The organism is Oleiphilus sp. HI0132 (genome assembly GCF_001635845.1).
In genome coordinates, this window is sequence record NZ_LWGJ01001536.1 from 1 (window position 1) to 14,728 (window position 14,728).

A 14,728-nucleotide genomic window follows, 5' to 3' on the forward strand; every position below is an offset into this window, starting at 1 on the left:
CAAGCAAAATACCGATTTGCTTCATTTGGTAGAGGCTTAAAACCAGTTAGGTATTATGATAGTGATACGACCATCACCAGGGACTAAATTAATCGCGTTTTCTGCTAGCCTTTTAGATTCATTAAGGTCTCCCTCCTCTAAAGCTCTTTCAGCGTCAGTAAAAAGCTCAAATGCTGTGTCATTCTTTGCAGCAAAAGTACTCAAGCTAATAGCAAACAACACAACAAAAACTACAGACGTTTTAACCATATTCATCTTTCTATACCTTCTCTAAAACAACCTTAAAACTCGATTCCAATTTCTAGCATTCCTATCTTGAATTTGTTCTCGCTAGCCCCAAAAAACTGTTGCGCAGCGAAATCAACTGAAAAGCCACCTCTAACAAAACCTAGACCAACCGAAGCTCGCTGTTCATCCGCTAAATCAGAATAATTTCCAGTTTGATCTGTTATGCCAGCTCTTATCGCAAAAGTGTTCGAAGAAGTGGCACCACCGATTAGTAGTTCAGCACCGAGCTTTTTCTTTGTAAGTTCGATATCTAAAGAGTCGCTAGTTTGAAACAATAAATCCGACATCCCGCTGTACTTAAGTTTTTCGAAATCTGCGTTAAGATTGAGTTGGAAACTTACTTCGCTAAAGATCCAACCAAGACTCATCTTCGAACCAACTGATACTGATTCCGGGTATGCTGTAATCTCTCGGTTTCTTAGGGGATGATTAAAATCGTTTTCGAATGGGGTATGAGTCGACTCAAAATGGTAAGCTGCGCCTACATCCCACGCTAAATATCCAGAACTTGATGTGAAGTCGATTGGTTTATCAAGTAATCTATAGTTTGCCCCTAACTGTAATCCATACCCCGACGTCTCTTGCCTTACCTTATCGCTCACATCTTTTTCTTTTACCGATATGATTTTTAATGTGCCGCCTATTTTTGCGCTGTCTGACGGTGCATAAGCGACGTTTGCGCTGATATCATAACTCTGTAGAATCGCCGCTTCTTCAGTTCCTTGACTGGGCTCTTTAAAAGACACTCTTATGTTGTGAGTATCATATAAACCGAGGCCGAAAGCCCATTTTGTGTACCTTTTAGCCCAAAACACACCGCCATCGTCGTCCGACCCAAGCCCCGTATTTTCATAGCTAGTAGCACCAATAAGCACAAATTCCCCAGTATCCCTAGCGTTGAACTCACTAAATCCCATACCAGCTGGATTAATTGCCATAGAGGTCGCTCCATTAACTGCCGCAACTCCAGCTCCTCCTTGCGCCAATGTACGTGCGCTAAGGGGTAACATTTCAACAGGTGCCGCATATGCGGCCCCCCCAGTGACGGAGATCGCTAAAGATATAGCCAATGCTCTTTTATCGAACATGCACTTCATAATCGCTAACTCCCTTTACCTTAAAGCTCGTTGTAAGAAACGATGCTCTCTGTTTCGAAGAAGCCGTCGTCATCTTCGTCAAGACGATAAGCAATATGAGTGTCGTAATAAGTAAGCTCTACCTGACTTGATAGGCCTGTTACTAAAACAACACCAGCTGAATATTCGGAGTTATAATCGGTATAGACGAGCGCTTCTGTTATATCGACCGAATACGAAACATTGAGTTCAAGCGACGCAAAGTTAAGCGCTGAATCAGTATCGAGATAGTAAGTACCATCCCAGCTCCACCTACCGGGTTCTTGTCTGAGTTCAATCGCAAAATCACTAATTTGATAAGGGTCGTTGAAATATAAATTGGTAGGTTTTTCTTCATACCTTTGCCCACTCATTGCCAAGGTATTCGCATCTCTAAGGTCAAAAGTTATCGAGCCATTCTGAAACTCAACAAAGCTTTCAAGATCATCTAGATTGTAAGTTCCATAGTCGAGCACCCTATTTTCATACGTTTCTTTCACCGTGGTATTTTCAGCTATGTAGTCATAGCCATCAAAATAACCACTTAAAATATCGTACCGATGCGAGCCCGAAATATAGTATCCCGAATGTAAAAAATCGGCTCCGCACTGAGCAAAGTCGATATCTATATAATCGCCAGCTCCGTGAACGCGGCTGCCATTTCCATCTTGTAAAGAAGTAACGCTGTAGAATTCTACTAAGTACGATCCACCTCTATCACAAAGATCGCTTAAATCTGATGAACCGTTCGGATAGCTAGCCGTTGTTACCGAATTGCCAAGTTCTAGATCAACGTTCTCAAGCTTGTATCTCAGTTCGTTTAACCAGTACTCGTTTAGTTGATATACCTCTGAAATTACAGATTCAACATTCTGGTCATTAATTTCTCCTGTAGCGATTTTTGGAAAGTTGACCTTAGGCAGGTCGCTTTTGTTAATTTCTCCTCCTTCGTTTACGGGGTTTATTGGTTGCCCTGAATCGCCATCGCTTCCTGATCCGCAACCGGTCAAAATTGCTAGTATAGATGCGCCAAGTAGGTTTTTAGTTGTCATTAGGTTTGTCATGATCGTTGTATCCTTAAGTGTTGTTAGTGTTCGTTATTCAGTACTTTTTCTAGTTCGTCGTAAGCTTTCTTTGCTTCTTCTTTAGTCCACTTAGCTTCAGCGTCTCTAAAGCTCGATTTGATGAAGAGCTTCTTGTTCTTCTTGGCCAACTCTTCATCAATCCCCACCAGCACGTACTTCACCCCATTTGGGTCAGTAACCGAGGCATAAACACGGCTTCCCGATAGCGGCATCTTTAATTCACTTTGCCCTATTTCCTGTACATGTTTTTCTGCCCGCTCACTCAGACCTGATCCAGTGATAGACTCGTAATCACTTAGCGCTGCCTTTAAATCAACAGTTAGTTTTCTTGCGAGATCTGCTCGAGCGCGTTGCTGAGCAATTTGAAATGAGAGGTTCTCGCTGGCACTGTTACGGTCATAACTTCCCCTTCCTGTAACTAGGTCACCCATAACCCCTGTACACACCCAATTTGGAGCTTCCTTTTCCGTACCGTCAAAATTACACTCTGCTGTTTGAGGTGCTGGCGTTTGTGGTACATCATTAACTGTTGAACATGCGGCAGTTAGCGATACACCGATTATTAGCCCAACTGACTTATATAGATTTGTCATAATTTCCTCCGACATTTATGGTTTGAATACGTAAAAGTGATAACACGCGTTAAAGCGCATGCAACGCTTTTGGCATTTGCTTAAGTCGGGAGTAAATTTACAGAAAGTAGTAAAAGGGGTAACGGGACGCTTGGGGGACAAAGTTAATGCAAGCACTCTAAAACTTTGATCTAATGGGGCTTTCTATTGAAGGTTAGGTTGGTAAGTAGAATGATTAAGCAAACTGAAATCAGAACAGGCAGCATTACCTTATATGCACTGTTCCTTTTTCTTTTTCTTATTTCTACATCTCAGTTTGTCTTAGCACAACCAAGTAGGCCTGACCTCCCATATCTGGTTGTCTCACTAAGCACCCAAAATAGCGCTTGTGTATCCAAAACTTCGGTTCAGCGACCCCCTTGTAAACCTGTCTCATCAGGAGACTATTTAGACAAACAATCTGTCATCACAATTTCGCAAGGAAAAATAAAACTGTTTTCAATGTCTTCGAAAAGTATGATTATGCTGAGCGAAGGAAGCCATCGTTTGGATTACCTAGAAACACAAAAGCTGATTCAGGTTTCAGATAAGGAACGAATTGCCAAACTTTTGAGTACGGGTTACCGAAGCACAGCATCCGTCGCAACTCGTTCAAAAAACAAGGCAGCATGTTTTAAACAAATCAATCTAGATAAAGAATTCTGGGCAATAAACTGTAAGTTACAAGCAACTAAGAACAAGAAGCCCAAAAACACACTTGCTACTGTTCTGCCAAAAGCATCCAACTATCGCTCTATCCCTAAGCAGGTATTAGTAGGTGAATTCGCCTCTAGCCACTACATTGCTTCCGAGAATTTCTGCAAAACTATCGACGAGCATGCAATCGAGCTGGCAGAAAAAGCGTTAACCAGTGGCAAAGCGATACTTATTCTTTCACCGAAGGGATATGATTGGGAAGAAAACACTATTCTTCCAATATCAAATTCATGCAAACAAAGCCTTGATCAAGAGCTCGCAGAGCTTAATACCCTTGACCTAAACAAGAGCCTGCATGAGCAACTCATTTATCACGCATATAAAACACACGGCTTGATATTTGATGCAAGCGAAACGCTACAACAAAAAAGGGTTAATTAAGCCCTGTATATTCAAAGGAAGACCAATAATACGGATGTGGATTAATATCGTTAAGTAAAAATACTTTGGCCTGCTGTAGTGCTTCTGATTTACTCATAGATTCAAGATTACTGTAGAAGCCGAGCATGAGTAAACCTGTCTCTTCATCAGGAACTTTCCACAAGCTACTGACTACAGAATTAGCACCTGAAAACAATAAGCCATGAGTAAAACCAAACACTTCATCACCGGATCTTACCTCTCCTAAGCCTGTCTCACAGGCAGATAGCGTAACCAAGTCAGCGGAAATATTTGTCTCATAGAGTTCAGACAGAGTGAACATCCCATCATTTTTATCGTCTCCAGCCATAACAAGCGATGAGAGAAGAGGCTCATTCTCATTGAAATAGGCATGACCTGCATAATGAATAACTCCGTAATCTGAAATGCTATTTTTGAATTCAGTTTCAGTTGCTTGCTCACCTTTCAAGGTTTTTGATCTGTATGTAAGATTACCGATCGCTGAAGCTTCAAGCTCACTCATTTCTAAGGAGGAAAATCCATGGTCATTTGCGGGATTACCAATTACTAATGCCTTCTCGCTTTGAACAACTCTATTGGACAAAAGCTCTATAATTGAAATATTGGGCATTAACGAATAGCTGTATTTCTCTACTAGGAAACTCTGCCCATCGTGCAGAGACCCAAATGGCAAGTAATGCAGTTTTCCATAGGGTGTAATTAATAGACTGGTACCGTTTAAGTGTGGTTCTACGGGTTTGATGAGTGCATCATATAAGGCGCGACTATTTGATAGATAATCATCAGACCTAGTCCGTATCTTTTCCAAATACTCTTCGACAAGCGTGTCAATATTTGCCAACTCAACCATATGTCCGTAAACACTATCTTTGTTGAGAGCAAAGACATTCAAACCTTTGACTGATTGTGAGAAGAACAACATGGAAGTATTGTCAGGTACAGTAGACTGCATGTCCGCGATATTAATACTTGGCACACTGATCAATGAAAGTAACTCTGGCGCTTCAGCTTTCAATTCGGAACGCAAGCTTAAGATCATACTGCGTTCGTCTTCAGACTTGTTAAAACTGTTCTCCTCAAGAATCTTGATCTCATTAATTAAAGAATCAGCCTTAGAAGAACGTGAACCAAACTTTTCTTTAGCCGCAAGACTATCAACTAGTGCGCGAGACTTGGATCTCTCAGCATATTCTAAAGCTTTTCCGTGATCGCCAATCTCTATAAGGTAGTCGATATAAGCACTGTATACTTCAAACTTATCTGACATATAACCAATCTTTGAGGAACTGGCATTTATAAAGTTTCTGTTTCGTTCGTAAAAGTCTATCGCTTTTATAAAATATTCTTTTGCTTTGTCAGACTGATCGGCATTTCGTAAACTTAAAGCATAATCTCCCAGTGCTGCATAGTAGACGTCAGGAAACTTTGACTTCAAGTCATCTCTAGAAAACAACCTTTCATACATACCAACTGAACTGTTGTAGAAATCTCTTGCAAGATAAGAGCGTGCTAACTTATACAGATGTGGAATCTCTTTATCTTTTGGTAATTCGCCAGACTGTGTTGCCTGGTTAACAGCCTGCAGATAGTCTAGAGCAGGAATACTATTAGGCCCAGCCGCTCCCGCTGCATAAATACTAGCTCCAACCATCAAAAAATCGGTCATGCTCCAAGCGTTGGAGCGTCTCAATTCGTTTTCTGCTTGACCGTATTTCCCAAGCGCTTGGTAAACATCGGCGATTGCTAGCTTATTTTTTACATCATCATCAGTTCTATTCAGAACACCAAGTGAAATACCACGAATATAGCCAATTTCCTGCTCAGCAGCACTAGTATTACCCAAGCAAGCTGCAGACAAGCCCTTTAAACGACGCAGCTCGCGGTATTCATCTTCCATGGTTGGTGGATAGGAATTTTGAAACGGATTTAGACCTTTCGTCGCATACCCTAATGACTTATTACAATCGTGGTAATCAAGATATAGCTGTGCCGACCTAATCGAGGCTTCAGCGTTCTGCCTATAATAATCTGTCCTGTCAAACGCCGACACGTCTTTGTGATAACGCCCTAGCTTCATATAGGGTAAGTTATCGACTCTACTTTCTAGCCTAATCAGACAATGCTCAGCATCAGAGTAACGATACAGTTCATAAAAATCATCGCAGAGGTTTCTTAACTCATAGAAATCATCGATATGCCCAACTTTTTCGGCTTTCTCATATCCAATATCCTTGATTACATCAAGCTCGCAGCTTTTGTCGTCACAATGACTCCACGGTTTAGAAGCACAGCCATAAAAAAATATAGACAGTAGAACTAAAAGTAGAGTCTTAGTACGCAAATTTGGAGATGAAGAATTAAGCAGAAAGGCTTTTTGGTTTATCATGAGCCAGATTTGATTCCTTAGTTTAAACAGCAGTTACTATGTCGCGCATATTACCTTTTTTACTATTTTTTTCAGTACTTTCCGGTTGCTCAATCAATAAACCAATTCAAACTTTAGATCCTGCTCTCATTTCTGATGATTCCTTTGGTGAATACGAACTATATGCGGACCTAGTTAAAACAGGCGATAAGTGGTATTTCACTAATATAAACGACTCCAGAGGCGAAATCCTGCTCAACAATCTGACTTTACACACCCTTTCACACACTGAACACAAACGCTGCCACAGAGGCATTTTCGGGCTCACGTCAGGTAACTGCGAAGAAATAGATTCTAATTGGCTAGCCTATAAACCGATGGAAAGAAACTTGATTCTATTCCCTATTTCTTGGGCTCTCGCACCTATTGGAATCCCAATTTCTTGGGCGAACGGAGACTTCACTGATATTGATGTTTTCTTCTTTCCAGTTCAGGTAATTCCGACATTTGACAACAAAGCCCTTAAGCAGGCGATTGATCAAGCGGCTCAATTACAGGACAACAACTCCATAATCGATGACATTGGTAACCTTTACTACGAAATAAAAGAAAACAGTAAAAACGCAAGCTACGATTACCCCAAGAGCAACGGTGAAGAACTAACTAATCTGGTAGATGAATTCAAAAAGAATCAGAAAGCAGCGGTTCGTAATTATCTCAAAGAAAAACTATCGCTGGTCTTAACAGATAACAGCGGGTTGCTTAACAAAGAAGCCCCTAACCCGAACTACTTAGCCAAACCAATAATTACTATCCAAGAATTAGAGCAAAATTTTCTTTACCCAGAAATTAAGCCCTTGGCTCAAACTAAAGACTTAATTACGTCCCTACTACCAGCCGATAGCCTGGGAGAACTTCAGTCAAGACTTCAACGTGCCAAAACAGAGCTTATGAATCGAGAGATATCGAATAACTCAATATACAATCAAAATATCGCTTTGATTAAGCAAACAAATGCATTGAATGTAGACAACTTCCTACAATTTAAGAAAGCTTCTTTGACCAATAAATTCACCATAGATTGGAAAATTAGTCCTAGCTCAAAGTTCCTTTTAAAGGACATGGATTACCAAATCGAATTGCCACCCAAATTAGTTTTGAGTCAATCAGAACTCGATTTTGAGCCTTATCTTAATCTGATCATAAACAGCATTAACTATAAACCCGCGCTCCCCAACAATCATGTTGAGGAAGATTCGTATTTGAGAGCTTCACTGCACAAGGATCACATTGAGTTCACAAACAAGTCTGATAGCTCAATTGAGCTTGACTCATTAAAGCTCAGCCTAAATGGTTTTCTGACTGAGACCGAGTTAAACAAACCTTTAAAAAAGGGCGAAACTTACAAGCACTTTCTGACAAATGCCAATCTTAAAACTTATTCTCCATTATTTTCAGGGTTAACTAAGGAACAAGCGGATAAGACGAAAGTACTTACTACACTTATTATTGATTATAGGCACGATACCGGTTCTCATACCCTAAATGGTCAAACAGAAGAATCGCCCCTGACAACTCTTCTTCAGAATTGAACTATTAGATAATCATTGTTGCGGATTAATAATATGACTGGCCCCAATAAATTTGGAGCCAGTCGAAGATCTTATTGCAAAGTCACCTCAAACTCAAAAGCATGATAATCCTCTAAATGACCATTCGTATAGTTATAAAAGAGCTCAATTACCGCATTGGTTTGCGTCAGGCTTTCAATTATGAACTGTTGCTCTACACCAACGGATAATGGCGATTCAGGCACAAAGCTAACCGTACCGTCTTCGTCAGTCACCTTGATCTGTAAACGTGACGCAGAACTTCTGTTCGGTCCATCCGTTGCCGTTACGGTAAGCAGATACTGGTTACCTGGGTAAAGCGCGACCGCGTAACTATCGACATTATCACGGCTACCCATCTCAAGCTGACTAACTATAGGCTGAGAGACGTCAACGGCATAAGCTAAACGTGGCGTCTCATTGGGTTCCATGTTATTTCCAGTTGAATGAGGATTATCCCAAGTTTCTCTCGGTTCCCAGATCGCCACTTCATATTTGAAATAATCATTCTGATAAATCGTTCCGTGTTGAGATAGTACTCGGAGATAGTAAGTCCCTGTTTCTGTCACCGAGAACTCGCTGCTTGAAGCAATATCCTGATGCAGATCGTAATTTGATACTACAGGAGAGCCATCTTCATCAGTTACCTCAAACTGTAAGCCGCCAGCAGTGGTACTACCTGAGCCTTGTAAATTAACACTCTTAATACTGTAAATGATGCCCTTAGTTAGAGAGTATTGATAAACGTCGGCCTTGTCTTCACCTCCTATTAAAAGCTCCGAAAGATAGGTTTTGTTCAACTCTGCAAGCTTCGCAGTATTGTTCGTCTCGTTGGGTTCGAAAGTTTCCGTATTCTGATCGAGCTCGCCATCTAATGAGGATGGTAGAACTTCCACCTCGAATTCAAAATAGTCGTCACAAAAAGTACCAAAGCAAGACAACTCAATATCAAGAACCTCGTTCTTGTCTAGCTCAATATCAGTATTAAAAGTATTAGTCGCACTTACGCTCTCTTCTACAAAAACACTTCCCGTAGGTGATTTGGCGTCGATAAACAGGAACGAATTTATACCACTATTCGGGCCCTCAACATTTGATACACGTAGGGTGACCGTTTGTTCTTTAGGCGACGTATATCGAAACTCCTTGGTGTTATCTTCCAAATCTGTAGTCAACTCGCGAAGTAACGGCATTTGTAGACTTAAAACCTCCGCTGTAGATCCTGTGTTTGGATCTTCAGGGCTTGGATCCTCAGAGCCTGGAATTTTGCTGTCAGTTCCACAAGCGGCTAGTAAAACCGGCAATAATATAATTGAGAGATGTTTTAATTTCATTGAAATCCTTTCCCTTAAGTTTGCTTTAATCCATGCATTTAAGTGCAACATATAATTAAATATAAGCTGCTTATTTTCTTTTCTATTTTTTAAGTTATTAGCTTTTATTAGATCCATTTTTCTTCCTCTGTTTACATTTAAATTGCGCTAGAGAAATAACACGGGCTAGTGCCCATGCAAGGCTCTAGCGCCTCGTATTGCTGGAAGAAATTTATTAAATTTTTAATGAGTTTTAACCGGACATCAAAGGGACAATGGATCCCTGCATAACCTAAGACAAGCTATAAATTCTATGACTAGAATCCAAGTACTCGGTCTTAACGAGCTAATAGTTTAAACAGTTCATCGCCAATCTGTGGCTCACCATCAGGGCAACAGCTCTCTGTTAACCCGGCGTACTTAATGTCTTTTGAATAACGACGTGAAGCACCATCATTTTCAAGTCCACTGAAGAAGAACAGCTCTTCACGATGGTGATGTCGACATTCACCCGCGAATACCCAGGGTTCAAGGCAAAGTGTATTGTTGAAGCTACCCCACTTACGCGTATCAAAAAGATAAAGCCTATCAAGCTCCAGCTTATCGGAAGTAGCAAACTCATCGATATATGTACTTGCGCCTGAATACACTAGGCAATCCCAATAGTAAGTTCCGTTATTTTCTGATTTGAACTTCTTGGGTTTAATATAGGCAAAGGAGTCTAGAAAACTTAACGCTCTATTCAAGCCCTGTTCAATATCGTAAACCTCATCTAAAGAGTCCTGAATCTGCGCCTCGGTATAACCCGTAGAAGCAAAATGCTTCCATTCGTTGCGAATATCAATAATACGAAATAAGAGACTCTCAATGCTGCTATCCCCCTTCTGCCTAGTCAAATGGTAAAGCTGGGGAAAGCGCGATGAACCAACAGCGTCCGAAATATTTGAGTATTGCTTACATATATCTCTAAATATGTGCAAATAATTGCCAAGTGTTGGGCGACGCCACTTTTTCCAAACACCTTTATCAATCTTTTTTCTTTCAGAAGAATGTTTTTCAAAGTATTCGGCTAGATTAATCAGCGCCAACAATTGCACCCAGTACGTGAGGATATCGATCGAACTGACAAGATGCTTGTACGAATCTACATGGCTATCCCTGATTGACTCAGCCATCACAACCACACAAGGCTTGGATAATTGTCCAGGCTCACTAATATCGGTAGATTGGTTGGAGCGGAGTAATTCCCCAAGCTGGCTAAGTAAACCAGAGCCATACTTAAAGTCGACTACTAACCACAATATAAAGAGCGATGACAATGGTAGCCCGATAGGCAAAAGAAGCGATAAATTCGAAAGACATAAATAGCTGACAAGAATGTAAGCGAAAGCACTACATACAAAGGTGGCAGCAATTTTATAGCTGCTGTTTAATCCTGTAGTCAAATAGGTTAAAAGGAAAAGAAATAAGATGAGGGCAACTAGAAAAAAGACATCCAGGCCATTTAAATAGACGTATCCACTATCACTAGCCAGCGCCATAGCCGTAGAAGCTAGAATGTAAACACCTGGAGTAAACGCTACTGTAGGCTCGGTTCCATAAAAGATCACGTTTGAGTCAGCCGAATTATTATTTACTTGGCCAGACGGAGTAGTAACAATATGAGGCAGTTTAATCGGGCCACCTTTGTTATATGCCACATCATGCTGATCTTGCGCATCATGGGTAAAACCGATCAATACAGTGTCAGGAAGCGCTACGTCATTATCTGCATAACTAAAGTACCTTACATAAAACTCTTGGAGAGACTGGGCAGGCATAACATTAGCCAGGGGTAGAAATACCTCTAGATCTTCAAATCGCATACGAGAAAAAGAACTTAAACTGTTCGATGGCAAAATGGGCAGTAATTCAGAATCTACTTCGCCGCGTGCGGCTAACGCTTCTGCCATATAAGGCACACTCAGTTGCCCTCTTGTTGTGGAGCTTATTTCGTTCACAGAGTAAAGGACGCTTTCATGAGTATTCACATGCGCGAACCTTACATTGTCCAACTGTGCAATAGGCGATATAGGTAAGCTCCAATTACGGTCCAGCGATCTAATTGGCACCCAAACTGCCTCAAAACATGAGAGTGACTTTAATAATTCTTGAGTATCTTTCTCATCAGCTAAAAGATGCTTTCCCACCCACGTTTCTTCTTCTAGAAAAAAGTCGAAAGCAAGATTCTGGACTCCCAATTTACAATATAGATTCAAAGACTCGGCTAATTTGTATGAGGCATATCGTTGTTTATACAGATCGGTGGAAGCATTAAACGTTTCAGATGTATATAAATCATGAATAGAAATACGCAAATCACTATCTAATGAATCATTAGTATTTAAATACCAAGCATACTGCCGGACTTTCTCATCCCAAATTTGCGTAGAGTGCTGTACTGAGGGAATGTTAAATACAATTACCAACACGATCAAAATGGGAAAGACAATCAGCGACACTCTTGAAAGATATGCACGGTTAAATCTAGATAAAAAACGGTGAATTTGGAGACTATCCATTGTATGTGTTTACTTCTACTAAGTTGTCGGTTTTGAGGAGACTAGATTAACGATTTTAGCGGTTAGGTAAAAGCACTTCCCTTTGCTTTTATGCAACCACTCAAACCTCACTATCTGCTCGGATAGCTGAAGCTAACACGACACTGAGTGTTCTTAATAATTTCTTTGGACGCTTCAGCCAGAGCCTTAAAGCTTTTAAAGTCCTCACTTATTCTCTCACCATTGGGGGCAGTAATGCAGCACAGTAAACCTAAACCTTCCTTCCGACCTAACCTACAAGCAAAGAAACTCGTCCATTTCTCCGCTCTCGCTAAGTCGACACTTTTTGGCAGAGACCCTAAAACCTGTTCCACTGATAGAAAAGGTCCTTTCTTAGAAATCCAGTAGTTGATAAATAGCGCAAAAATATCTTCTAATCGCTGGCAGACTTCGGCATTATCTGAATCGACAACGCGTGGTCGCCAGCCCCTCTCTAGAAGCAATTCGAAAGCGCTATTTACTACCCAAGCAGGGATATTACCAATTCCTTTTGCCATATTGTCTAGTTTGGTTCCTGTCATAATAAAATGATCGCACCATCCACTCCCGGAGGCATAATCCACAATTAGTTGTGCTTTTTCTGACGGCGTAAACCCCTTCATAAATGACATATATTCCTTCACTGCGCTCTTACGGTATTCTTTCAAATTTGTGCGATCCACACCTCTCAACAAGTTACTGTTCTCGGTAATACTATTAATCAATTCCAGCAAACTCGTGTCCATTTCATATGTTTCAGTTGGAACTTCCGTGAAAGAGCCAATTGATGTCTTGGTTTCAATTAAGTTCATCATCATTTCGATTTCCTTTTTTAATCTACGCTTAGCAAGGGCACTTGGTTGTTGTTGAAATTTCACCGTCATTATCTTGTGTTGTCTTGACAGCCTTAGTATTTCTCTCACTTGTCTTAGCGATTCGAATATGATTCAGCTGGCCGAGGAAACGAGCATCTTCCTGGTTCTGCGGCTTGAACTTAAACACACTATCGAATAACACGAACGATCTAGACAGTTCGCTCGCAGAAATACTACTTCCTCCACGAGCTTTCAGCACTTCAGGTACCATAGCCAATACATGCTGAATCATTGCTTGCCACCCTTTAACCTCAATAACTTTGTTGTTTAGGCGCATAAAGCTTCTCACTTTTATCTTTTTACGACTTCCTTTATCACCAGTACGCTCAAATATATGCTTACGAACAACCTCGGCTGAAACTAATAATTGGAAGACAGCAAGTGGTGTTAAAGAGGCGAGTGTGTAAAATTCTCTGCTCTTATACTCGACGACAATGTACTCATCCTTATCCTTGTCATAGAACACTGCATCGGGCTTTACGAACGCCTTACTCCAGCAAAATGTTTTTGAGTCAATCGATATTTCAGCTAAATCATATTTAAAGTTAGGCAAAAACCTTTCTTGTACACTTTCTTCTTTTACGTCTTCGCTTCCAAAATCTTTAATTGATGCAAACTGGCTATAAGTGCTCATATCAGGTGCATCTAAACAGTCGAACTTTAGGTAAGGCAAATCTATCCAACGGAACTTATCGTTCCTCATTTCGTTAGTGTTAGCTTTCTTTATATGTTTGCTAATTTCAGGTGTAGATAGTTCTTTTTTGATTTGAGTCTGAATGTTAACTAGCTTACGCTGGAGATCAAATTCAGGGCGACAAGCAATTTTCGTTACACGATTGGTTGGTGATTCATGTTCTCTTATCGCGGGATTTGTAATTTCCTTATATACCTTGTACCAGACAGTAAAGGTGGCAACGGTAAGTAGTGTAATAAGTGCAGTTATAATTTCAGTTGTCATTTTCATATCCTCAAAAAGTAATTTAATTTGTAAAGCGTCTCTCGTAACGCTTGAAACTAGATTACGATTTGAGGATCAATTTCGTTAGGGACAGTAGGAGGACAACTGATTTTAGAAGAACAAAAAGCGGCTCTCTATTATGTCGAGCCGCTGTTACCTGTATGAAATAACTAGTTTACGATTTCTGTAGTTAGACTCGTAAATGCTCCCCAAAAGAATGGATTACTGTTCACTTTTAACATATCAAGCTGAGCTGTTCTCAGAGCATCGCTGACATCTTGCCCTGCCACTAAATGCTCGTAGAATCGCCCCATCAATAAGACAGTTTCATCGCTTGGTATAGACCAGGAACTCAGTACTAGATTATCAACACCAGCCATTAGCAAGCCTCGCTGAAGCCCAAACACCCCTTCACCAGATTGAATGTCACCGGATCCTGTATTACAGGCAGAGAGCACAGCAAGATATACATCATCCAAATCCATCGTGCTGAATTGACTCGCTGTCAATAAGCCAGCGCCACTGCTTTTAGATGTTTCATCATTAGCACCAGCTAATGCAATACCCGAACGAAGCATAGGGTTATCTTTCTTGATATAAGTTGTTGAGATTGTTTTATTTAATTTATTTACAAAAGCCGCAGGCGGAATATTATTATCAGCAGGTAAGAAAAAGCCGTGACTTGCAATATGGAGCGCCTTAAGACCCTTGTCATCTGCTAACACTTTACGTAAGTTAGCTTCTGAAGCTTCTTTGCCTGTGAGCGATATTATTGAAGACTTGCCTCGTAAGACTCTAGATATTTCTTCA

At 40.6% G+C, this 14,728-nt stretch carries 12 protein-coding genes; 2 read left to right on the forward strand and 10 right to left on the reverse strand.

Features of this window, described 5'->3' with window-relative positions:
• Nucleotides 1–36: 36 nt before the first annotated feature.
• The 4 genes from A3766_RS23610 to A3766_RS23625 are packed head-to-tail and all read right to left on the reverse strand — an operon-like array spanning nucleotide 37 to nucleotide 3,081.
• Nucleotides 37–255, reverse strand: coding sequence for a hypothetical protein (locus A3766_RS23610; RefSeq protein ID WP_068643080.1), 219 nt, complete (start codon nucleotides 253–255; stop codon nucleotides 37–39).
• A 26-nt stretch (nucleotides 256–281) separates the two neighbouring features.
• Nucleotides 282–1,385, reverse strand: coding sequence for an OmpP1/FadL family transporter (locus A3766_RS23615; protein WP_068515529.1), 1,104 nt, complete (start codon nucleotides 1,383–1,385; stop codon nucleotides 282–284).
• A 20-nt stretch (nucleotides 1,386–1,405) separates the two neighbouring features.
• The gene (locus tag A3766_RS23620) at nucleotides 1,406–2,467 is read right to left on the reverse strand and encodes a hypothetical protein (RefSeq protein ID WP_068506800.1); all 1,062 of its coding nucleotides are present in this window, start codon (nucleotides 2,465–2,467) and stop codon (nucleotides 1,406–1,408) included.
• A 23-nt stretch (nucleotides 2,468–2,490) separates the two neighbouring features.
• Nucleotides 2,491–3,081: a hypothetical protein gene (locus A3766_RS23625; RefSeq protein ID WP_068515533.1), complete on the reverse strand. Its 591-nt coding sequence runs from the start codon at nucleotides 3,079–3,081 to the stop codon at nucleotides 2,491–2,493.
• 210 nt (nucleotides 3,082–3,291) lie between these two features.
• On the opposite strand from A3766_RS23625, the gene A3766_RS23630 reads away from it, so the two are divergent.
• Complete coding sequence (locus tag A3766_RS23630; RefSeq protein ID WP_068515537.1) at nucleotides 3,292–4,197, forward strand: hypothetical protein; 906 nt, start codon at nucleotides 3,292–3,294, stop codon at nucleotides 4,195–4,197.
• Here the strand turns inward: A3766_RS23630 and A3766_RS23635 are convergent.
• The gene (locus A3766_RS23635) at nucleotides 4,190–6,604 is read right to left on the reverse strand and encodes a CHAT domain-containing protein (RefSeq protein ID WP_068643082.1); all 2,415 of its coding nucleotides are present in this window, start codon (nucleotides 6,602–6,604) and stop codon (nucleotides 4,190–4,192) included. The two genes, A3766_RS23630 and A3766_RS23635, sit on opposite strands and share 8 nt — an antisense overlap.
• Before the next feature lie 38 nt (nucleotides 6,605–6,642).
• On the opposite strand from A3766_RS23635, the gene A3766_RS23640 reads away from it, so the two are divergent.
• Nucleotides 6,643–8,175 (forward strand): hypothetical protein, encoded by a 1,533-nt coding sequence (locus A3766_RS23640; RefSeq protein WP_068513236.1) that lies wholly within the window; start codon nucleotides 6,643–6,645, stop codon nucleotides 8,173–8,175.
• A 71-nt stretch (nucleotides 8,176–8,246) separates the two neighbouring features.
• On the opposite strand, the gene A3766_RS23645 is transcribed toward A3766_RS23640, so the two are convergent.
• The 5 genes from A3766_RS23645 to A3766_RS23665 form a co-directional block, all read right to left on the reverse strand.
• On the reverse strand, nucleotides 8,247–9,527 hold the full coding sequence (locus A3766_RS23645; RefSeq protein ID WP_156509084.1) for a PPC domain-containing protein: 1,281 nt from the start codon (nucleotides 9,525–9,527) through the stop codon (nucleotides 8,247–8,249).
• A 317-nt stretch (nucleotides 9,528–9,844) separates the two neighbouring features.
• The gene (locus tag A3766_RS23650; RefSeq protein ID WP_068513234.1) at nucleotides 9,845–12,067 is read right to left on the reverse strand and encodes a hypothetical protein; all 2,223 of its coding nucleotides are present in this window, start codon (nucleotides 12,065–12,067) and stop codon (nucleotides 9,845–9,847) included.
• 110 nt (nucleotides 12,068–12,177) lie between these two features.
• The gene (locus tag A3766_RS23655; RefSeq protein WP_068643086.1) at nucleotides 12,178–12,903 is read right to left on the reverse strand and encodes a hypothetical protein; all 726 of its coding nucleotides are present in this window, start codon (nucleotides 12,901–12,903) and stop codon (nucleotides 12,178–12,180) included.
• Nucleotides 12,904–12,928: 25 nt separating this feature from the next.
• On the reverse strand, nucleotides 12,929–13,918 hold the full coding sequence (locus A3766_RS23660) for a hypothetical protein (RefSeq protein ID WP_068513229.1): 990 nt from the start codon (nucleotides 13,916–13,918) through the stop codon (nucleotides 12,929–12,931).
• A 170-nt stretch (nucleotides 13,919–14,088) separates the two neighbouring features.
• Nucleotides 14,089–14,728, reverse strand: a 640-nt coding sequence (locus tag A3766_RS23665; RefSeq protein ID WP_156509085.1) for a CHAT domain-containing protein, incomplete at its 5' end; no start/stop codon positions are given.